We start from the raw sequence: 19,636 nt of genomic DNA on the forward strand, positions 1-19,636 counted from the left end.
GCGCGCTGGGCTGCGTCACGTCGGCTCCGCCTCTTCCCGCCACGAAGTGAACATGCCGCCACCTTTTCCCGTGGCGGCATGTTTACTTCGTGGCGGGTTGGCCGGCGGGCAGGGCGGCGGGCGACCGAGCGGCTGGTCAGGCGGGCTGGCGGGCTGGCGGGCTGGCGGGCAGGCGGGCAGGCGGGCAGGCGGGCAGGCGGGCAGGCGGGCAGGGGGGCAGGCGCAGCGTTCGACCCGGCTCGATAGGGTTCGGTCATGTTATGGATATCCGTCGTCGGGGTGCTGGCCGGAGTCTGGTGCCTGGTCGCGCCGCCCCGGGCCATGTTGTTCGGCTCGCGTTGGCAGGTGCGCGACGGCGACCGGGCCGAGCCGAGCGATCTCCTGGTCCGGTACACGCGGGTCTCGGGCGTGATCCTGATCGTGCTCTCGGTCGGCTTCGGGTTCTGGGGCTTCACCGCGCAGCGACAAGCGGAGGCGCGCGACTCGTTGCAGGACGCCTGGGACATCGGCGTCTTCTCGTCGTACGGCGACCTGCAGATCGACCTCGACCCCGAAGTCGAGCAGACCACGAGCGTGGCCGGTGTGATGTCGCGGTCCACAGGTGAGCAGCAGGGGCTGCCGGTGTGGCAGGCGAAGGTCGTCGGGCGTGACGACCTCGGTGAACTGGGCGGAGACCTGGCCGACGGTGACGTCGTCGTCGCCGTGCGGCAGGGCAGCTGTCAGCCCGGGACGGTCTTCGTCGAAGAGGGCGCCGACGAGGTCTCGGTGGCGGTGACGGGCGTCTCGAAGATCCGGTTCCAGGGTGCGCCGTTGCGCTGCGGCACGTCGAACCCGCTGACGAAGCCCGACGCGGACGAACTCCGCATCGTTCACGTGCCCCTTTCCGCCCCACTCGGCGACCGCGAGCTCGTGCTGCCCGACCCGCCGGCGCGCAACTGACCGGCCGCGCCGCGCCTCCTGACCCTCTGACCGCGTCCACGCCGCCACGCCGCCACGAAATAAACGTCCCGCCACCTTTTCCCGTGGCGGGATGTTTATTTCGTGGCGGGGTAGCGGGGTGTCGGGTCGGGAGGCCAGCGGAGTGGCGGGCCGGCAGGCCAGCGGGCCGGCAGGCCAGCGGGCCGGCGGGGTGGCGGGGTGGCGGGGTGGCGGGCCGACGGGGTGGCGGGGTGGCGGGCCGACGGGGTGGCGGGGTGGCGGGCCGACGGGGTGGCGGGGTGGCGGGCCGACGGGGTGGCAGTCCAGCAGGCCGGCGGCGCTACCCCCGGCGCCGGCTCGCCACCAACGCGACGACCAGCCCCGTGATGACGGTGGCGCCGACGGCGTTCGTGACGCGGGCCCGGCGGCGGTAGCGCTGGTGGGCCTGGTCGGTGGCCTCCATCGCGGCGATCGTGACGGTCTCGGCGACGTCGCGCACGGTCTTCTCGGCCCGGTCGGCGATCACCTCGGCGCGGTCGACCAGGTCGTGGGCCGACGACCCGGCCCGGTCGGTGACGTCGCGCACCACGGTCTCGGCCCGGCCCGCGAGGTCGTGCAGGGCACCCCGGGCGACGGGCGGCACGACGTCGGAGGTGTCGATGAGTTCACGGGCCCGCCGTGCGGCGCGGGTGACGAAGTCGTCGGGGTCGGTGGTGCTCATGGTCGGCTCTCTCCGTTCGCCCGCGCACGGGTACGACGGGTCCCCGCCATCGTGCTCCCCTCACACGAGGAACGGGCCCACAAGCCCCGAGGAGGCGCGGATCGCGTCCCCGAGGACACCCCGTCCCCAGCACACCGCGCCAGGAAGTGGGCACAGCACCAGCCCTTGACCTGGCGCTGTGTCCACATCCTGGCGTCATGCGCCCCGGCACCCGCGCCCTGCCGCACCGCAACCCACCGCCCCGCACCTCCTCCCCGCACCGCACCGCACCGCCGCCGAGCGCGCAGACTGGCCTCTGACCCCCCGACGGAACGAGCCACTCCCCCATGACCACCACCGTCCTCCTCGCCGGCGCGACCGGCGACCTCGGCCAGCGCATCTCCCGCGAGCTGCTCCGCGACACCACGAGCGACGTGCGCCTGCGCGTCCTGACCCGCCCCGGCAGCACCGGCGCGGCCACGCTGTTCGGTGACGACGACCGGGTCGAGGTGACCCGCGCCTCCTACACGGACGTGCCCGCCCTGACCGATGCCGCCCGCGGCGCCGACGTCGTCGTGTCGGCCGTCAGCGGCGTCCGCCCCGTGATCGTCGACGCACAGCGTGCACTGCTGAAGGCAGCCGTCGCGGCGGGGGTGCCGCGGTTCGTGCCGTCGGACTACTCGGCCGACTACCGCAGCATCCCGCCGGGCAGCAACCGCAACTTCGAGCTGCGGCGTGAGTTCGCGGCCGACGTCGACGCGGCTCCGATCCGGGCGACGTCCGTGCTGAACGGCATGTTCACCGACCTGCTGACCGGGGACGCGCCGATGGTCCTGTTCGACCGGAAGCGTGTGCTGTTCTGGTCGTCGGCCGACCAGGTGCTGGACTTCACGACCAAGGACGACGTCGCCCACGTCGTCGCCCGGGTCGCGCTCGACCCCGAGGCTCCGCGCGTCGTCGAGGTCGCCGGGGACAGGGTCACCGCCCGCCAGGTCGCCCGCACGATGAGCGAGCTCACCGGCACGCCGTTCAAGCCGCAGTGGGCCGGAACGACCGGCACCCTCTCGGCGATGGCGGCCGTCATGCGCCGCACGTCGAAGGGCGACGACACCTTCCCCGCCTGGCAGGGCATGCAGTACTTCGTGAACATGTTCAGCGGCGACGCGCAGCTGCGCCACGTCGACAACGACCGCTACGGTCCCGAGCGCTGGACGACCGTGCGCGACGTCCTCGCGACGCGGACCGGCTCGCCGGCCGGGTCCGCCGCCTGACCACCGCAGGAGGCGCGGGTCGCGTCGATCACGCCTCCGTCGCTTCCCGAGACCGCCCGACGACCCATGTCGTCCCCGGGTCGCGCCGCTCTCAACCCCCGGGTGGATGCCCGCCTCTGCCGCCGGCCGCCACGATGGCGTGTGCCGTTCACCCCCAGCCACGCCGTCGTCGCTCTGCCGTTCGTCCGCACGCCCCTGCCGTTCGGGGCGGTGGCGGTCGGCTCGATGGCGCCGGACGTGCCACTGTTCTTCCCCGTCGGGGTGACCTACGAGCAGACCCACGGGTTCCCGAGCCTGCTGCTGTTCTCGGTGCCGGTCGCGGTGCTGCTGTACCTCGTCTGGCGCGTGCTGCTGCGGCCGGCGGCGCGCGCCCTGCTGCCGACGTCGATCGGGTCGCGCCTGCCGACGTCGTGGGACGCCAGTGGGCTCGGGTACAGGCCTGAGGGCGGGCAAGGGCCCGTGCCCGGCGACGGGACCGGCCCCGGGACCGACCCCGGCACCGGCTCGGGGGCCGGCCTGGCCCGCACGGCCCCGTGGGCTCTCCTCGCACTCGTCCTCGGTGTGCTCACCCACGTGTTCTGGGACGCGTTCACGCACCCGGACCGGTTCGGCAGCACGCTGATCCCGGCACTGGCCCAGCCGTGGGGGCCGTTGGTCGGCACGCAGTGGGCGCAGTACGTCTCGTCACTCGGCGGGCTGGTCGTGCTCGGCATCGCGGCCGTCCGGTACCTGCGGCGCACTGCCCCGACCACGACGCCCGAGACCGCGGCCCCCGTCCCGGCTGCACGCATCCGCCTCGTGTTCTGGGCCTCACTCGCCGCGGCCCTCGTCGCCGGCGTCGTGATCGTCGCCGCGACCCGGGGACTGCCGACCGACGTCCACACGGCGAAGTCGTTCACGTTCTTCGCCGGCACCCTCGCGGGCGCACTCGTGCTGGTCGCGACGGCCGTCGCCGCCGTGGCCGTGCAGCTGATCCGCGCTCGCGCACACCCCCGACGAGCCTGACGCGGACGGCCTCCGCCGTTGCCGACCCCGAGGAGGCGCGGCTCGCCCCGATGGTGCACCCGCGGCGGCGACGGCATCGAGCAGGGACGCAGGAGGCGCGGCTCGGCCGACCCGCGCCTCCTGCGTCCCTGCTCACCCGGCCCGGTCGCCCCCGGTCGCGGCGGTGTCGCGCGGCAGCACGAGCCGCGCGGTCAGCCCGCCGCCGGGAGTGTCGACCAGGTCGACCGACCCGCCGTCGTGCTGGACGAGTTCTCTGGCGATGGCGAGTCCGAGGCCGGAGCCGCCCGGCGTGGTGCTCCAGAAGCGGTCGAACGCGCGGGCCCGGTCAGCCGCCGACATGCCGGGCCCGCGGTCGATCACCTCGACGAGGACTGCGTCCGCCTCCGGGGGCGCCGTCGCTCGCAGCGTCACCGCCTCGCCGGTCGGGCACACCCGCAACGCGTTGTCGATGAGGTTGTCGAGCGCCTGCTCGAGCTGCCCCGACGAGGCGAGCGCGACCAACCCCGGTCCGCCCGACCCCGACCCGCCGAGCCCCGACCTGCCGACCCCCGGCCCCCCGAGCTCCACCACGATCCGCGCCCCGACGTCCTCGGCCGACGACGACCAGACCTCGGCCCGCGCCTCCAGGACCGCGCCGACGTCGACGGGTACCGGTGTGGCCGAGGCGCCCTGACTCCGGGCGAGCACGAGCAGGTCCGAGACGAGTCGGCTGAGCCGACCGGACTCGCTCAGGGCGCGATCGACGGCGGCCACGTCGGCGGGGTCGTCGAGCCGGTCCTGCAGGTTCTCGAGGCCGAGGCGCAGGGCGGTGAGGGGCGTGCGCAGCTGGTGCGACGCGTCGGCGGTGAAGGCCCGCTGGGCCGAGAGCAGCACCTCGATGCGTCGGGTGCCGTCGTTCAGGGTGCTCGCGAGACGTCGCATCTCGGGCGGGCCCATCGCGTCGAGGTCGGCACGGGCGGTGAGGTCGCCGCGCGAGATGCGGTCGGCCATCGCGTCGAGCAACCGCAGCGGGCGCAGCAGCGACGTGGCGACGACGGCGCTGGCGATCACCGAGAGCACCAGGACGACCGCGCCGGCCGCGAGCCGGAAGAGCCAGATGCCCCGCACCTCCTCGTCCACCGGGGCCGTGGGCACCGTGACCCGGACGGCGCCGTCCACCCGGCCGTCGTCGGTCGTCGCGGGCACCGTCACCTGCAGGCCACGCTCGCCGAGCACGGAGTCGTCGAGTGACCGCACGCGCTCCTGCCCCGACAGGGCGGCGTCGAAGTCGCCGTCGTCCGCCCCGACGACCGGCCGGCCGAGGGCGGGTGACCTGTCGACGCCGATCAGCTCGACACGGCCGTCGGTCTGCTCCTCCATCTCGTCGCGCAGCTGCAGCAGCGCCACCCGGGCGCCGCGGGCCGTGGCGTCGTCCGCTTCGGTGGCGGTGGCGAGCAGGACGGCGATGGTGCGTGCCTCGCGCAGGGCCACCTCGCGTTGATCGCTGCGCAACAGGTCGGTCAGCTGCAGGCCGACCGGCACGGTGAAGGCGACGAGGGCGAGCCCGACGATCACGAGGTACGAGGCGACGAGCCTACGGCGCATCGGCGTGCTCCAACCGGAACCCGACCCCGCGCACGGTCGTGATGGCGATCTCGGGCCCGAGCTTCTGCCGCAGGGCCGACACGTGGACGTCGAGGGTGCGCGTCGACCCGAACCAGTGGCTGTCCCAGACCTCGTCGATCAGCGCCTCGCGGGTGACGACCGACCCGACGCGTCGGGCCAGGGCGACGAGCAGGTCGAACTCCTTCGGCGCGAGGGCGACCTCGGCGTCGTGTCGGCGCACCCGCCTCGCCGCGACGTCGACGCTCACGGCGCCGAGGACCACGGCAGGAGGCGCGGGTTCGGTGGCCTCGCCCGTCGCGTCGCCCCCGTGGCGCCGGGTCACCGCGCGGATGCGTGCCACGATCTCGCGGACGCCGAACGGTTTCGCGACGTAGTCGTCGGCACCGACCTCGAGCCCGGCGACGGTGTCGACCTCGTCGCCTCGGGCGGTGATGACGATGATCGGCACGTTCGACCGGGCTCGGAGCCGCCGGCAGACGTCGAGGCCGTCCATGTCGGGCAGGCCGAGGTCGAGCAGGACGACGCCGGGTGGGTCGGCGTCGAGCGCCTCGCCTCCGGTCGTCACCCACTCGACGTCGTAGCCGAAGCGTGCGAGGCCCTCGCGCAGCGAGGCGGCGATGGCGGGATCGTCTTCCACGAGCAGAACGAGCACGGTCGACGATCTCACCCTCGACTGGACGGACGGCGAACGCAGGAGGCGCGTGCCGGCCGACGGCGCACGGTCGCCTAGCCCTTCACCGGCTCCTTCGACGAGTGGTGCTCGACGATCTGCCACTCGCCGTCGTCCTCGGCGTAGACGAACGTGAACCGGGCCGGCACGACGTCGCCGCTCGCCCCCATCGTGAACGTGTACAGGCCGGAGTGCGAGACGTACCCGTCGCCGAGGTCGCGGACGACGCTCTCGGTGATCTCGCCCTGCGGTTCGTTGAGCAGGAAGCCCTCGAAGTACTCGAGGCGCTCGGCGGGGGTGTCGTGGATGCCGGGCGAGACCGTAGGCAGCAGGACGGCGTCCTCGGCGTAGTGCTCGGCGACCCGGGTGGGGTCACCGGTGGCGAGCGAGGCGTTCCAGTCGTCGAAGAGGGACTCGACCTCGGCCTCGGTCGGGACGTCGGCCGTCGGGGGCGTCTTCTCGGCCGTCGAGGAGTCGCGGGCCGGGTCGGGGGCGGCGGCGGTCGCGGCCGTGAACCCGGTGATGCCGAGGACGGCGGCGGCGGAGACGGCGATGACGGGGAGGGCGATTCGACGGCGGGTCATGTGCGTGTTCCTTCGCTTGGGGGCCGGTGTGCCGGCCCGTGGTGTGCGGTGGATCAAGCCTCTCGAGAGGCGCGTCAGCACTCGGTCAGCAGGAGGTCAACGCGGGGACAAGATCCCGGTCGGGTGTCGCTGGGGAGGAGGCGCGCCTCACCCCGAGGAGGCGCGGCTCACCTCGCCCGCTACCGTGGCCGGATGAGCACCGAGGCCTGGGAAGACCGCGTCGCCGCCCTGTGGGCCGACGAGACCGTCGACGACGAGCAGCGAATCGAGCGCATGACGGCCCTGGCCGCCGATGCACCTCACCCCGCGCTGGGCGAGTTCGAGCTCGGCGGCGCCCACGACTCGGGGGGCCGGGAGGCCGAGGCCCACGTGCACTACGCGGCGGCGACCGAGGCCGGCCTCGATGCCGTCGACCCGGCCCGTGCCGCGCAGACGGTCGTGCAGCACGCCTCGACCCTGCGCAACCTCGGCCGCGTCGACGAGGCCATCGCCATGCTGCGTGACGCCCCCGAGCACCCGGCCACCGGAGCGGCGCCGAAGGTCTTCCTCGCGCTCGCCCTGCACAGCGCCGGCCGGGTCGACGAGGCCCTGCGGGTCGCGATCGAGGCCGTCGAGCCGACCCTCCCCCGCTACCACCGCTCGGTCAGCGCCTACGCGGCCGCACTCACCGAGCGCTGACCCGGCCACTGCCCCTGCGAGCGCTGACCCGGCCGCTGCCCGTGCGAGGCGCCGACCCGTCCGCTGGGGATGGCCACCGCCCCGCGCCGCCCGTAAGGTTGTCACGACATACGTTCGGCTGAGGGGAGCACATGACCGACGCAAAGCTTCCGGCCGATCTCTTCGCCGACCTCGACCGCGGCAGCCCCATCCCGTTGTGGTTCCAGATGTCCACGCGACTCGAGGCGGCCATCCTGGGTGGGCAGCTGCCCGCGGGCGCTCGACTCGAGAACGAGGTCGGACTCGGCGAACGTCTCGCCCTGTCGAGACCCACCGTCCGCCGAGCCATCCAAGAGCTGGTCGACAAAGGACTCGTCGTCCGGCGGCGAGGCATCGGCACCCAGGTCGTCCACGGACCCGTGACTCGCAACGTCGAGCTGACCAGCCTGTTCGAAGACCTGACCGACAGTGGCAAGGCCCCGACGACACGTCTGCTCGCCCACCAGGTCGTCGAGGCCGACGAGAAGACCGCCATGGCGCTCGGCATCGAGGTCGGCGACCAGGTCAGCCACGTGCGGCGCCTTCGCCTGGCGGACGGGGTCCCCGTCGCGGTGCTCGAGAACTACCTGCCGCTCGACCTCGCCCCGTTCTCGGACGCCGACCTCGCCGCCCAGGGCCTCTACCAACTGCTCCGAGCCCTCGGCGTCACGATCCGGGTGGCGAAGCAGCGGATCGGAGCCCGGGCCGCTCACGCCGACGAGGCTCAGTTGCTCGAGATCGAGCCGCGCGGGGCAGTGCTGACCATGACCCGCACCGCCTACGACGCGTCGGGGCGGGCGGTCGAGGTCGGGCACCACTGCTACCGGCCCGACCTCTACTCGTTCTCGATCACCCTCGTCGACAAGTAGTCGAGGAACGGCGCCGGGCGGCGGTGGCCGGCTCCAGGCGCCGACGCCCGACCGACCGGCGGGTCAGCCGGCCTGTCCGGCGGCGGAGGGCACCTGCAGTTCACCCGTCACGTACTGCGCCACCCCGAAGCCGAACGACCAGTCCTGCGGACCGTTCTCGACGTAGCCGATGAAGACGTCCCCTCCGGCTACGCCGACGGTCTCGAGGCCCGAGGCGATCCGGGCGTAGAGGGCCTGCTTGGCTTCGTCGGTGCGTCCCCTCTGGGTGAAGATCTGGATCATGACGACTCCGCCGGAGCGTTCGAAACCGAGCCCGGCGTCTTGCGCGATGATGCGACCGGCGGGCAGTTCGTTGATCACCTGGAAGCGGTCTCGAGGCGGGATGCCGTAGACCTCGACGATCGCGTCGTGGACGGCGTCGGCGATCGCGGTGATCTGTTCGGGGGTGCGACCGGGCAGGAGGTCGATGCGGACGAGGGGCATGGTCTCTTCTTTCGTCGGGAGTGGTCAGGTGTCGGCGGGTGTCGGCGGCTCAGGCGCGCGACGCGGCGTCGATGCGCGCCGTGATCTGTTCGCGTTGGTAGCGACTGACGCTGTCGACGGCTTCGTCCTCGGCGAAGACGCTCGAGACGGCGACGGTGTCGTCGCGATCGAAGAAGCCGAGCCGGTGCAGGCCGCCGAAGAAGCCGTCCCAGTCGACGTCACCGTCACCGATCTTCAGGTGCTGGTGCACACGGGCCGCGTTGCCGGGCGGGTTGGAGATGTACCGCAGCCCGTGCGACCGGCGGTGGTCGAACGTGTCGGCGATGTGGACGAGCCCGAGCGAGTGCCCGGCCGCGGCCATGATCTCGGCCATGTCGCCGCCGTAGTGGAAGGTGTGGCACGCGACGTAGGCGAGACCGACGTGCTTCGTGTTGAGACCGCGGATGACCCGGAGGGCCTCCAGGCCGTCCTCGACGAAGTCGTCGGGGTGCGGGTCGATGAAGACGCGGATGCCCTCACGTTCGAGGACGGGCAGCAACTCTTCCATCGACCAGTAGAACTGACGCTCGGACTCTTCCGACAGCTCGGGCCGACCACTGAACTCGGTGTTGATCACGTCGACACCGAGGCGGGCGGTGATCTCGATGACGCGCTTCCACTGCTTGACGGCGGCCCGACGGGACTCCTCGTCAGGACCGGACCAGCGCAGGACGGGCAGGACGGACGCGATCTCGACCCGCGCCTCCTTGCAGGCCGCCGCGAAGGCGTCGACGAGGTCGTCGTCAGCCTTCGGGTGCCGGAAGAACGGGATGAAGTCGCGGTGCGGGGTCAGCTGCAGGTGGTCGTACCCCAGCTCGGCGACCTTGGCGGGCAGCTCGAGCAGGGAGTGGCTGTGGTGCAGCGGGGTGGGGTCGAGGGCGATCTTCACCACCGGTCACTCCCCCGTCGCGGCGGCACGGGGCCGGTCGTAGAACGACGGCTTGGCCATCGCGTAGTCGACCTCGACGCGGCGGCCGGTCTTCTGCGCCTCGACGCCGGCGGTGGCGACCACGCTCGCGAGGTAGCCGTCCCAGGCGCTCGGACCGTCGATGGTGCCGCGGTGCGCGGCGTCGACCCAGCGCTGCACCTGGGTGTCGTAGGCGGCGCCGAAACGTTCTTTGAACGTCGGCGGCACGGCGACGCCCGACCGGGCGGCCGTGGTGAGCTGGAGTCCGGTCTCGCGCCCAATGGAGGCCACGCCGCTCTCGAAGACGGCGTCCGTGGTGACCTGGTAGCCGAACTGGATGTTGACGTTGATCTCCACGATCGCCATCGTGCCCGACTCGGTCTCGAGGATCACGAACTGCGGCTCGCGGAGCCCCTCGGGCGCCAGCGAGTTGCGGCGGGGCTTCTTGACCTCGACCGCGACGATCGGCTCGCCGGCGATGAAGGGGACGGCATCGATCTCGTGGATGACCGAGTCGAGGATGAGCATCTCTTCGGAGTAGCTCGGCGGGGTCGTGGCGTTGCGGTGGGCGCAGTGCAGGGCGAGCAGGGCTCCGTGCTCGCCGGACGCGACGAGGGCCCGGAGGTCTTGGTACCCCTGGTCGAAGCGGCGCATGAAGCCGACCTGGATGTGCGGCCGGTCGAGCTTCTGCTCGGCCTCGAGCACGCGGAGCGACGCGGCCTCGTCGGTCGTGAGGGGCTTCTCGCAGAGGATGGCCAGACCGCGGTCCAGAGCGGGCAGGAGGACGGCCTCGTGCAAGAACCCGGGGGTGGCGATGATCACCGCGTCGATCTCGGTGGTGGCGAGCGCCTCGTCGAAGTCGGCCGCGGTGATCGCGCCGGGGGCGGTCGCCGCCGCGGCGTCGGCACGAGCGGTGTCGGGGTCGACGACGGCGACGACCGTGGCCCCGCTGATGGTGGACGTGATGCGAGCGACGTGGTCGGCGCCCATCATGCCGGCGCCGACGACGGCGACGCGGAGGTCGGGGGTGGTGGTCACAGGGGTTCTCCTTCGGGGCGGGGGATCGTCGGCTGGGACGTCAGACGAGGCGGGAGCGGGGCGAGCAGCTCATGATGTGCTCTCGCGTGCGGGTGGCGATGCCGAGCGGCAGGTCGATCGATTCGACCGGGAACATGTCCTGCTCGACGATCGCGAAGATCTCGGGATCGATGCGGCTGACCGCGTCGAGCACGGGGGCGAGTTCGGGCACGCCCTTGGGCGGCTCGACCATGACGCCCTGGGCGACGGCGTCACCGAACGGCACGTCGTTCTTGAGCACGGTGAAGCGCAGGTCGGAGTCGACCTGCTTCAGGTGCAGGTAGCCGATGCGGTCGGGGTACTGCTCGACGAGGCGCACGGAGTCGCCGCCGTAGTAGGCGAAGTGCCCGGTGTCGAGGCAGAGGTTGGTGTAGCGGGCGTCGGTCTCGGCCAGGAAACGCTCGGTTTCTCGGTACGTGCCGACGTGGCTGTCGGCGTGGGTGTGGAACTGCTGCTCGACGCCGAATTCTTCGAGGAGCGCCTTGCCGAGCTTGTCGTGGCCGGCGCCGAGTTTCGCCCACTGGTCGTCGGTGAGGGTGCGGGCCTCGAGCACCTCGCTCGTGGCGTCGCTGCGCCAGAGGTCGGGGATGACGACGAGGTGCTCGGCACCGAGCGTCGAGGCGAGCCCGGCGACGGCGAGCGCTTGGTCCCAGGCGCGTCGCCACTGGTCGTCGCCCTTGTGGAACCCGGTGAAGACGGTGCCGGCAGACAGCTTCAGGTCGCGCCGACCGAGCTCGTCCTCGAGCTGGTGGGGGTCGGTCGGCAGGTACCCGTAGGGGCCCAGTTCGATCCAGTGGTAGCCGGCCTGTTGCACCTCGTCGAGGAAGCGCGGCCAGGGGATCTGACTGGGGTGCTCGGGGAACCAGACGCCCCACGAGTCGGGCGCGGTCCCGATGCGGAGCCCACGCCGACCCGGGCCTGTGGGCGTGGCGTCGGGGTCGGTGACGGTGTCGGTCATGGCGGCGGTGCCTTTCGAGAGGGTGCGGGTGAGGTTCGGCGGTGTCAGCCGAGCAGCGGGCGCTGTGCGGCCTGCTGCTCGTGGTAGTCGGCCAGGGCGGCCGTGGTGCTGTCGAGGGTCGAGACCTGCGCGACCGGGACGTCCCACCAGCCCTCGCCGTCCGGGGCGTAGACGAGTGGGTCGCTGTTCACGTGGATGAGCGTGCTCTTCGACGAGGCCTTGGCCGCGGCGAGTGCTGCGGAGAGGTCGGCCACGGCATCCGTCGTCGGATGCACTTCGACGACGTCGAGCCCGTAGCTGCGGGCGTTCATCGCGAGGTCGACCGGAAGCACCTCGGTGCCCTGGAAGTCGAGGGACTCGGGATCGAGCTTGCGGTAGAGGGTGCCGAAGCGCTCGGCGCCGACGGTCTCGGAGAGGTGGCCGATCGAGGCGTAGCCGTGGTTCTGGATGAGGACCACGATGATCTTGATGCCCTCGGCGACGGCGGTGACCAGTTCGGTGTGCAGCATGAGGTAGGAGCCGTCACCGACCATGACGATGACGTCGCGGTCGGGGGCACCCCTCTTGACGCCGAGGCCACCGGCGATCTCGTAGCCCATGCACGAGAACGCGTACTCGACGTGGTACCCGAGCGGGTCGCGGACCCGCCACAGCTTGTGCAGGTCGCCGGGCAACGACCCGGCCGCCTGGACCACGACGTCGGTGGGGTCGCTGGCGGCCTGGACGGCGCCGATGATCTCGGGCTGGCCGGGCAACGCGAGCCCGGACGGCTGGAAGGCCTCGTCGACGAGGGCATCCCAGGTCGCCTTCTCGGCGGCCACGCGGGTGGCGTGCTCGTCGGGTACCCGGTGCTCGGCGAGCGCCGCGCCGAGGGCGTCGAGCGTCTCGCGGGCATCGGCCACGACGGGCAGTTGCGAGCCGTGCTTGTAGGCGTCGAACGACGTGATGTTGACGTTGACGAACCGCACGTCGCTGTCCTGGAAGGCCGTCCGTGAGGCGGTGGTGAAGTCGCTGTACCGGGTGCCGATGCCGATGACGAGGTCGGCCTCGGCAGCGATGCGGTTCGCGGCGGTCGTGCCGGTGGCGCCGATGCCCCCGAGGTACTGGGGGTGGTCCCAGGCGAGTGACCCTCCGCCGGCCTGTGTGGTGCCGACGGGGATGCCGGTCGCGCGGGCGAGGGCGTCGAGTTGCTGCTCCGCGCCCGAGTAGAGGATTCCGCCGCCGGCGACGATGACGGGGCGCTTCGCACCCTTGACGGCGGCGACGGCGCGCTCGAGCGGCCCTCGCTCGGGCACGGGCCGCCGGATGTGCCACTCACGGGGTTGCAGGAACTCGTCGGGCACGTCGAGCCACTCGGCCTGGACGTCCTCGGGCAGGGCGATCGTGACGGCACCGGTCTCGGCCGGATCGGTCAGCACGCGCATCGCGGCGAGCGCGATCGAGAAGAGCTGCTCGGGCCGGTCGACGCGGTCGAAGAACCGCGACAGCGGCCGGAACGCGTCGGTCACCTGCAGGGACGTGTCGTGCGGCATCTCGATCTGCTGCAGCACGGGATCGCTGACCCTCGTGGCGAAGGTGTCGCTCGGCAGCAGCAGGGCCGGCAGGCGGTTCGTCGTCGCGAGCGCGGCGGCCGTGAGCATGTTGGCGGCACCCGGACCGACGGAGGCGGTGCTCGCGTAGGTCGCGCGCCTCCGGTGCATGCGGGCGTAGCCCACGGCCTGGTGCACCATCGCCTGCTCGTTGCGCGCCTGGAGGTACGGCATGAGGCCCGGCCGGTCGACGTGGTACTGCTTGAGCGCCTGGCCGACGCCCGCGACGTTGCCGTGGCCGAAGATGCCGAACATGCCGGGGATAGTGCGTTCTCTCACGTCACCGTCGACCGTCCATTGGTTGGCGAGGAACTCGACGAGTGCCTGGCCGACGGTGAGTCTCTTCGTCGTCATCGACGCGGTCCTTTCGAGGGTGCGGTGGGGAGGTAGGGCAGCCGGGGGTCGGGAGCCTGGGACTCCCACCCGGCACGGACCCAACCGTGTGCCGGGTCGTCGGTGATCAGCCAGGCGCGCTCGGGGTCGGGCCCCGCCATGACGTTGAGGTAGTAGAGGTCGTAGCCCGGGGCGGCGACGGCGGGGCCGTGGTACCCGAACGGGACGAGGGCGACGTCGCCGGTGCGGACGAGGGCGTTCACGTCGATCTGCCCCGCAGGTGAGCTGTAGGTGGCGAACATGCCGAACGGGTCGGCCTGCGAGGGGGCGTCGAGGCCGCGGCTGACGGCGGACTCGAAGTAGTAGATCTCTTCGAGGCGGGACTCGGTGCCGGGCACCCCCTCGTCGTGTTTGTGCGGAGGGTACGACGACCAGTTCTCGGCGGGCGTCACGACCTCGCAGACGATGAGCTTCTGGGCGTGCAGCCCGTCCGGGGTGCCGAAGTTGTGCACCTGGCGGGTCGATCGACCGGCTCCGCGGATCTCGACGGGAATGTCGTCACGACGGAGCACCTGTACGTCGAGCACCTGGTCGGCGGGTGCCTCGGCGACCGCGACCCGACCGTGCCCGCTGACCACCGCCTCCGTCCGGACGCCCAGGTAGGCGACGTCGGCCGGCCCGTCGAAGACGGACTCGCGCCCGGCGAGCTCGAGGGTGCCCGACCCCCCTCGGGCGTCGCTCCACTCGACCACGACGTCACCGGTCAGCGGCACCACCATGCGCTCGAGCCCACCGGCGGCGAGGTGCAACGAGACACCGTCACCGAGCTCGCCGACGCGCAGGCCGGTGTGCTGCCAACCGTCGAGGTCGCCGTCGACGACGGTCTGCCAGCCGTCGCGGGTCAGGTCGCCGCGGGGGAAGAACCAGCGGGGGTCGTCGTTCATGTCGTCCACCTCATCATCGAGCGGAGCGGCCCGGGGGCCACGGGGGTACTGCCTGGGGACAGATCGGGCCGGCGGTCAGTTCTGGGGGAAGCCCAGGTCGACGCCGCCGTGGCTCGGGTCCAGCCAACGCGACGTGATCGCCTTCTCGCGGGTGTAGAACTCGAAGCCCTGCATCCCGTAGGCCTTGTCCGAACCGAAGATGCTGTCCTTGAAGCCGCCGAACGAGTAGTACGCGACGGGCACCGGGATGGGCACGTTGATGCCGATCATGCCGACCTCGATCTCGGCCTGGAAACGCCGCGCCGCGCCTCCGTCGTTGGTGAAGATCGCGGTCCCGTTGCCGTAGGCACCGGCGTTGATGAGGGCGACGCCCTCGTCGTACGACGCGACGCGCACGATCGACAGCACCGGCCCGAAGATCTCTTCGGTGTAGACGCGGCTGGTGAGCGGCACATTGTCGATCAGGGTGGGCCCGAGCCAGAAGCCGTCGGCCTCACCGTCGACCTCGATGCCCCGGCCGTCGACGACGACGTCGGCTCCGTCGGCGAGGGCGATGTCGATGTAGCTCGCGACCTTGTCACGGTGCTGCTCGGTGACGAGAGGGCCCATGTCGCAGCTGCGGCGACCGTCGCCGACGGTGAGGCCGGCCATGCGTGAGGTGATCTTCTCGATCAGTTCGTCGGCCACGGGTTCGACCGCGACGACCACGCTGATCGCCATGCAGCGCTCGCCCGCCGAACCGAATCCGGCGTTGATCGCGCTGTCGGCCACCAGGTCGAGGTCGGCGTCGGGCAGCACGAGCATGTGGTTCTTGGCACCGCCGAGGGCCTGGACGCGCTTGCCGTGCTGGGCAGCGGTCTCGTAGATGTACCGGGCGATGGGCGTCGACCCGACGAACGAGATGGCCTTGACGTCGGGGTGCTCGAGCAGGCCGTCGACGGCCTCTTTGTCGCCGTGGAGGACGTTGAAGACACCCTCAGGCAAGCCGGCCTCGGCGAAGAGGCGGGCGAGGAACACGGCGCTGGACGGGTCCTTCTCGGACGGCTTCAACACGACGGTGTTGCCGACCGCGATCGCGATCGGGAAGAACCACATCGGCACCATGGCCGGGAAGTTGAAGGGGCTGATGACTCCGACCACGCCGAGGGGCGCCTTGGTCGAGTACACGTCCACCCCGGTGGACACCTGCTGCGAGAACTCGCCCTTGATCAGATGGGGGAACCCGGTCGCCAGTTCGACGACCTCGAGGCCGCGGGTGATCTCGCCGAGGGCGTCGCTCAGCACCTTGCCGTGTTCGCTCGTGAGGATCTCGGCCAGTTCGCCCTTGCGCTCGTTGAGGAGCTCACGGAAGCGGAACATGATCTGCTGACGCTTCGTGATCGAGAGGTCGCGCCAGGCGGGGAACGCCCGTCGCGCCGAGGCGACGGCGGCCTCGATCTCGGAGGCGTCGGCGAGCGAGACGTCCTTCGTCGCGACCCCGAGGGCCGGGTCGTAGACGGGGGCGGTGCGGCCGCTCGTGCCGGGCACCTCGGCGTTGTCGATCCAGTGCGCGACCAGAGGGCGATCGGTGGCGGCGTTGCCGGTGTGCGTGCTGGTGGTGCTGGTCATCGTTCTGCCGATCCGTTCGTGGTCGAGGGAGAGTGGACGAGCCCGGCGGCGTGGTCCACGGCTGCGGCGACGTCGTCGTCGCTCGGGTAGAGCAGGGTGCGCCCGACGACGAGCCCGCGGACGCCGGGGAGGGCCAGGGCCGCGGCCCAGCGGGCGTAGGTGTCGGCCGGGTCGACGGCGGGGTCGCCCCCCAGCAGCAGCGTGGGCAGGGTCGTCGCCGCCATCACGCGTTCCATGTCGTCGACGACGGGCAGCTTGAGCCAGCTGTAGGCGGAGGATTCGCCGAGGCCCGACGCGATGGCGACCGACTTGATGACGGCATCGGCCGTGAGGTCGTTCGTCACGCGCCCGTCGACCCACGAGCTCATGAAGGGCTCGAGCATGATCGGGAGGCGCAGCCTGGCCGACTCGGTCACCGCGCGTGCCGTCGCGGCCAGGGTCGAGGCCGTGCCGGGGTCGTCGAGGGCCACGCGGACGAGCAGTTTCGCGAAGTCGAAGCGGGAGTCGGCGATCGACGCGGCCGAGTACGCGGTGAAGCGGTCGTCCAGCTCGAACGTGGCGCCCTGGAGCCCGCCCCGGTTCATGCTTCCGACGACGACCTTGCCGTCGAGGGCGCCGAGCAGGGCGAGGTCCTCGAGGATGTCGGGAGTGCCGAGCACCCCGTCGACGCCGGGTCGGTCGAGGGCGACGACGAGTCGACGGAGGAGGTCGTACCGGTCGGCCATGGCGATCGCGTCGCCTCGGACACCGAGAGCACCACGGGCGGGGTGGTCCGCCGCGATGATGAAGAGGCGTCCGTCGGCGGCCAGGGGGGCGGGCCGGGTGCGGGCGGCGAGGGCCTCGGCCACCCGGTGCGGTTCGGCGGCCCGGAGGGTGCGGAGGCGCTCGAAGTCGAGAGCCGGGGTGGTGCGGTCAGACATGGTGTGCCTCCTCGAGGACGGCCTCGACCTCGTCGGTGGTGGGCATGGCGGTGGAGCACTCGAACCGGGTGGCGACGATGCCGCCGGCCGCGTTGGCGAAGCGCAGGGTGCGGTCGAGCGACCATCCCTGGATCAGGCCGTGGCAGAGGGCTCCGCCGAACCCGTCGCCCGACCCCAGGCCGTTGATGACCTGGACGAGGTGCGCGGGCACCTCGATCCGTTCGTCTCGCGTCTTGGCGAGGACGCCCTTGGGACCCTGCTTGACGACGGCGAGTTCGACGCCTCGTTCGAGGAGGGCGTCGGCGGCCCGCTCGGGCTCGGTCTCGCCGACGGCGATCTCGCACTCTTCTCGGTTGCCGACGGCGACGGTGACGTGCTCGAGGGCGCGCCCGACCTCGCGGGTGGCGACCTCGGGGCTTTTCCAGAACATGGGGCGGTAGTCGAGGTCGAGGATCGTCAGGGGACGACGACCCCGGGCCTGCCAGGCCACGTGGTGCGCCTGCCTGCTCGGTTCTTCGCTGAGGCCGGTGACCGTGGCCCAGAAGACCGTGGCCTGCTCGACGGCGGCGAGGTCGAGCGAGCCCGCGGTGATCATGAGGTCGGGTGCCTTCGGCTGCCGGTAGAAGTAGAGCGGGAAGTCGTCGGGCGGGAAGATCTCGCAGAACGTGACCGGGGTGTTCAGCCCGTCGACGGTCGAGACGAGCCGGGTCGAGACGCCGAGCCGCTCGAGCTCTCGGACGATGTAGCGGCCGAAGGGATCGTCGCCGGTGCGGGTGACCACCGCGGACCGGCGGCCGTGACGGGCGGCGGCGATGGCGACGTTGGTCGCGCTGCCCCCGACGGATTTGCTGAAGGTCTCGACCTCTTCGAGGGGAACACCGGACTGCTGCGGGTAGATGTCGACGCCGACGCGGCCCATGGTCAGGACCTCGTAGGGGGCGGTGTCGTTGTGGTCGGTCATGACGTGGTCGTCCTTTCGAGAGCCGGGCGTGCGGTCGTGGTCACTTCTTGCCGTTCTTCACGACGTAGATGGCTCCGGTGCTGAAGTCCTCTTCGAGTTGCTCGAGCGAACGCCCGTTCGTCTCGGGCACCTTCTTCACGGCGAAGAGGAACGACCCGGCGTTGAGCACGGCGAAGATGAAGAACGTCGTCGAGATGCCGATGCCGGCGACGAGGATCGGGAAGAGCAGGCTGACGGCGAAGTTGGTCAGCCAGAGGATCAGCACCGTGAGCCCCATGCCGACGCCGCGCAGCTTGAGGGGGAAGATCTCGCTGAGCATCAGCCAGACGAGGGGGCCGATGGTGCCCTGCATGGTGCCGACGAAGCCGATGACGAAGATCAGGACGACGATGGCGCGGCCGAGCCCTTCGGGGATCAGCAGCGACGACAGGCCGATCAGCAGGTGGAAGATCGTGACGCCGGCGAAGCCGACCATGAGCATGGTGCGTCGTCCAACCTTGTTGATGATGCGCAGGGCGACGAGCATGGCGACGACGGCGATCACGCCGGCCCCGACGTTGGCGATCAGGGCCCCGCTCTGCGAGAAGCCGGACTGCTGCAGCACCTGGGTGCCGTAGTACATGATCGAGTTGATGCCCGTCAGCTGCTGCGCGACGGCCAGGCCGATGCCGATGAACAAGATCTTGCGGAGCCAGGGCTCGGCGATGAGGTCGGCGAGGCGGGCACTCTTGGCCTCTTTCTCTTCGTCGGCGAGAAGGCGCACCTCGGCCATCTCGGCCACCGCCCGGTCGTCGGCGCGGATCTGCTTGAGCACGGCGAGCGCGTCGTCGTCGCGGCCCTTGGCGATCAGCCAGCGAGGGCTCTCGGGGACGCGGAACATGCCGATGAAGAGGGCGATCGCGGGCAGCACCGCGACCGACAGCATGTAGCGCCACACGTTGTCGTGCTCGCCCCAGACGCTGCCGATGACGGCGTTGATCGTGAAGGCGGCGAGCTGCCCCGAGACGATCATGAGCTCGTTGCGGCTGACGAGCCCGCCGCGCTGCTCGGTGGGGGCGAGCTCGGCGAGGAACACCGGAACGGTGACCGAGGCACCGCCGACCGCGATGCCGAGGAAGAACCGTGCCCCGGTGAGGAACTCCCAGGTGGGGGCGAGCACGCAGGCGAGGGCCGCGAAGAAGAACAGGATGGCGAGGGTGTTGATGGTGGGCTTCCGCCCGAAGGCGTCCGAGATGCGCCCGATGAAGAACGCCCCGACCGCAGCCCCGATGAGGATGGCCGAGACCATGATGCCCTCGCTGGCCGGCGTGAGACCGAGGCTCTCCTCCATCGAGTCGAGCGCGCCGTTGATCACGCCCGTGTCGTAGCCGAAGAGCAGCCCACCGAAGGTGGCGATGACCGCGACGGTGCCGAGGCGCTTGGTGTGCGGGCCCGAGACCAGGGCGGGAAGAGCTACTCGGGGCGAACTGCCCGATGTGTCGGTGACCACGATTCCTCCA

At 71.5% G+C, this 19,636-nt stretch carries 19 protein-coding genes; 5 read left to right on the forward strand and 14 right to left on the reverse strand.

The genetic code is table 11. From position 1 onward, the window contains the following. The first annotated feature begins 255 nt into the window (after window positions 1-255). Window positions 256-939 (forward strand): hypothetical protein, encoded by a 684-nt coding sequence (locus tag SJY14_RS01470; protein ID WP_396599577.1) that lies wholly within the window; start codon window positions 256-258, stop codon window positions 937-939. Window positions 940-1,258: 319 nt separating this feature from the next. Here SJY14_RS01470 and SJY14_RS01475 read toward each other — a convergent pair whose 3' ends face one another. After that, window positions 1,259-1,639: a hypothetical protein gene (locus SJY14_RS01475; protein WP_043597691.1), complete on the reverse strand. Its 381-nt coding sequence runs from the start codon at window positions 1,637-1,639 to the stop codon at window positions 1,259-1,261. Window positions 1,640-1,965: 326 nt separating this feature from the next. Here SJY14_RS01475 and SJY14_RS01480 point away from each other — a divergent pair, with 326 nt between their 5' ends. Both SJY14_RS01480 and SJY14_RS01485 read left to right on the forward strand, forming a co-directional pair. Continuing rightward, window positions 1,966-2,889 (forward strand): NmrA family NAD(P)-binding protein, encoded by a 924-nt coding sequence (locus SJY14_RS01480; protein ID WP_396599578.1) that lies wholly within the window; start codon window positions 1,966-1,968, stop codon window positions 2,887-2,889. A gap of 141 nt (window positions 2,890-3,030) precedes the next feature. Then, window positions 3,031-3,894: a DUF4184 family protein gene (locus SJY14_RS01485; protein WP_396599579.1), complete on the forward strand. Its 864-nt coding sequence runs from the start codon at window positions 3,031-3,033 to the stop codon at window positions 3,892-3,894. 132 nt (window positions 3,895-4,026) lie between these two features. Here the strand turns inward: SJY14_RS01485 and SJY14_RS01490 are convergent, their stop codons facing one another. The 3 genes from SJY14_RS01490 to SJY14_RS01500 all read right to left on the reverse strand — a co-directional run bounded on the left by SJY14_RS01490 (window position 4,027) and on the right by SJY14_RS01500 (window position 6,753). Then, window positions 4,027-5,478: a sensor histidine kinase gene (locus SJY14_RS01490; RefSeq protein ID WP_396599580.1), complete on the reverse strand. Its 1,452-nt coding sequence runs from the start codon at window positions 5,476-5,478 to the stop codon at window positions 4,027-4,029. Beyond that, window positions 5,468-6,136: a response regulator gene (locus SJY14_RS01495; protein WP_396599581.1), complete on the reverse strand. Its 669-nt coding sequence runs from the start codon at window positions 6,134-6,136 to the stop codon at window positions 5,468-5,470. Before SJY14_RS01495 ends, SJY14_RS01490 begins: the two co-directional genes overlap by 11 nt. Before the next feature lie 89 nt (window positions 6,137-6,225). Beyond that, the gene (locus SJY14_RS01500) at window positions 6,226-6,753 is read right to left on the reverse strand and encodes an SgcJ/EcaC family oxidoreductase (protein ID WP_071257568.1); all 528 of its coding nucleotides are present in this window, start codon (window positions 6,751-6,753) and stop codon (window positions 6,226-6,228) included. 192 nt (window positions 6,754-6,945) lie between these two features. Here SJY14_RS01500 and SJY14_RS01505 point away from each other — a divergent pair, with 192 nt between their 5' ends. Both SJY14_RS01505 and SJY14_RS01510 read left to right on the forward strand, forming a co-directional pair. Then, on the forward strand, window positions 6,946-7,431 hold the full coding sequence (locus SJY14_RS01505) for a tetratricopeptide repeat protein (protein ID WP_396599582.1): 486 nt from the start codon (window positions 6,946-6,948) through the stop codon (window positions 7,429-7,431). Window positions 7,432-7,562: 131 nt separating this feature from the next. After that, window positions 7,563-8,318 carry a GntR family transcriptional regulator gene (locus tag SJY14_RS01510; RefSeq protein ID WP_396599583.1) on the forward strand — a complete coding sequence of 252 codons (756 nt, stop codon included), beginning with the start codon at window positions 7,563-7,565 and terminating at the stop codon, window positions 8,316-8,318. Between the two features lie 63 nt (window positions 8,319-8,381). Here SJY14_RS01510 and SJY14_RS01515 read toward each other — a convergent pair whose 3' ends face one another. From SJY14_RS01515 to SJY14_RS01560, 10 genes are all read right to left on the reverse strand, one after another. After that, window positions 8,382-8,801 carry a tautomerase family protein gene (locus SJY14_RS01515; RefSeq protein ID WP_396599584.1) on the reverse strand — a complete coding sequence of 140 codons (420 nt, stop codon included), beginning with the start codon at window positions 8,799-8,801 and terminating at the stop codon, window positions 8,382-8,384. Window positions 8,802-8,850: 49 nt separating this feature from the next. After that, window positions 8,851-9,729: a sugar phosphate isomerase/epimerase family protein gene (locus SJY14_RS01520; RefSeq protein ID WP_396600239.1), complete on the reverse strand. Its 879-nt coding sequence runs from the start codon at window positions 9,727-9,729 to the stop codon at window positions 8,851-8,853. Between the two features lie 6 nt (window positions 9,730-9,735). Further along, window positions 9,736-10,785: a Gfo/Idh/MocA family protein gene (locus SJY14_RS01525; protein WP_396599585.1), complete on the reverse strand. Its 1,050-nt coding sequence runs from the start codon at window positions 10,783-10,785 to the stop codon at window positions 9,736-9,738. Window positions 10,786-10,825: 40 nt separating this feature from the next. Further along, window positions 10,826-11,782 (reverse strand): sugar phosphate isomerase/epimerase family protein, encoded by a 957-nt coding sequence (locus SJY14_RS01530; RefSeq protein ID WP_396599586.1) that lies wholly within the window; start codon window positions 11,780-11,782, stop codon window positions 10,826-10,828. Between the two features lie 44 nt (window positions 11,783-11,826). Continuing rightward, the gene (gene iolD / locus SJY14_RS01535) at window positions 11,827-13,725 is read right to left on the reverse strand and encodes a 3D-(3,5/4)-trihydroxycyclohexane-1,2-dione acylhydrolase (decyclizing) (protein WP_396599587.1); all 1,899 of its coding nucleotides are present in this window, start codon (window positions 13,723-13,725) and stop codon (window positions 11,827-11,829) included. Further along, on the reverse strand, window positions 13,722-14,648 hold the full coding sequence (gene iolB, locus SJY14_RS01540; protein WP_396599588.1) for a 5-deoxy-glucuronate isomerase: 927 nt from the start codon (window positions 14,646-14,648) through the stop codon (window positions 13,722-13,724). The genes iolD and iolB overlap by 4 nt, the downstream gene beginning before the upstream one ends. A gap of 75 nt (window positions 14,649-14,723) precedes the next feature. Continuing rightward, window positions 14,724-16,256, reverse strand: coding sequence for a CoA-acylating methylmalonate-semialdehyde dehydrogenase (locus SJY14_RS01545; RefSeq protein WP_396599589.1), 1,533 nt, complete (start codon window positions 16,254-16,256; stop codon window positions 14,724-14,726). Further along, window positions 16,253-17,176 (reverse strand): deoxyribose-phosphate aldolase, encoded by a 924-nt coding sequence (locus SJY14_RS01550; protein ID WP_071257554.1) that lies wholly within the window; start codon window positions 17,174-17,176, stop codon window positions 16,253-16,255. The genes SJY14_RS01545 and SJY14_RS01550 overlap by 4 nt, the downstream gene beginning before the upstream one ends. Next, window positions 17,169-18,137: a 5-dehydro-2-deoxygluconokinase gene (gene iolC / locus SJY14_RS01555; protein ID WP_071257552.1), complete on the reverse strand. Its 969-nt coding sequence runs from the start codon at window positions 18,135-18,137 to the stop codon at window positions 17,169-17,171. The genes SJY14_RS01550 and iolC overlap by 8 nt, the downstream gene beginning before the upstream one ends. A gap of 40 nt (window positions 18,138-18,177) precedes the next feature. Beyond that, window positions 18,178-19,626, reverse strand: a complete 1,449-nt coding sequence (locus SJY14_RS01560) for a sugar porter family MFS transporter (RefSeq protein ID WP_255351268.1) — start codon at window positions 19,624-19,626, stop codon at window positions 18,178-18,180. Between the last annotated feature and the right edge of the window lie 10 nt (window positions 19,627-19,636).

It is taken from the genome of Frigoribacterium sp. R86507, from assembly GCF_044597695.1.
Classification (GTDB): Bacteria; Actinomycetota; Actinomycetes; order Actinomycetales; family Microbacteriaceae; genus Frigoribacterium.

Excerpts from the sequence above, each read along its gene's own strand:
- SJY14_RS01550 (WP_071257554.1), bottom strand. The coding sequence starts at position 17,176 with ATGTCTGACCGCACCACCCCGGCTCTCGACTTCGAGCGCCTCCGCACC.
- iolB (WP_396599588.1), bottom strand. The coding sequence starts at position 14,648 with ATGAACGACGACCCCCGCTGGTTCTTCCCCCGCGGCGACCTGACCCGC.
- SJY14_RS01530 (WP_396599586.1), bottom strand. The coding sequence starts at position 11,782 with ATGACCGACACCGTCACCGACCCCGACGCCACGCCCACAGGCCCGGGT.
- SJY14_RS01505 (WP_396599582.1), top strand. The coding sequence starts at position 6,946 with ATGAGCACCGAGGCCTGGGAAGACCGCGTCGCCGCCCTGTGGGCCGAC.
- SJY14_RS01515 (WP_396599584.1), bottom strand. The coding sequence starts at position 8,801 with ATGCCCCTCGTCCGCATCGACCTCCTGCCCGGTCGCACCCCCGAACAG.
- SJY14_RS01545 (WP_396599589.1), bottom strand. The coding sequence starts at position 16,256 with ATGACCAGCACCACCAGCACGCACACCGGCAACGCCGCCACCGATCGC.
- SJY14_RS01475 (WP_043597691.1), bottom strand. The coding sequence starts at position 1,639 with ATGAGCACCACCGACCCCGACGACTTCGTCACCCGCGCCGCACGGCGG.
- SJY14_RS01470 (WP_396599577.1), top strand. The coding sequence starts at position 256 with ATGTTATGGATATCCGTCGTCGGGGTGCTGGCCGGAGTCTGGTGCCTG.
- iolD (WP_396599587.1), bottom strand. The coding sequence starts at position 13,725 with ATGACGACGAAGAGACTCACCGTCGGCCAGGCACTCGTCGAGTTCCTC.
- SJY14_RS01510 (WP_396599583.1), top strand. The coding sequence starts at position 7,563 with ATGACCGACGCAAAGCTTCCGGCCGATCTCTTCGCCGACCTCGACCGC.
- SJY14_RS01480 (WP_396599578.1), top strand. The coding sequence starts at position 1,966 with ATGACCACCACCGTCCTCCTCGCCGGCGCGACCGGCGACCTCGGCCAG.
- SJY14_RS01490 (WP_396599580.1), bottom strand. The coding sequence starts at position 5,478 with ATGCGCCGTAGGCTCGTCGCCTCGTACCTCGTGATCGTCGGGCTCGCC.
- iolC (WP_071257552.1), bottom strand. The coding sequence starts at position 18,137 with ATGACCGACCACAACGACACCGCCCCCTACGAGGTCCTGACCATGGGC.
- SJY14_RS01500 (WP_071257568.1), bottom strand. The coding sequence starts at position 6,753 with ATGACCCGCCGTCGAATCGCCCTCCCCGTCATCGCCGTCTCCGCCGCC.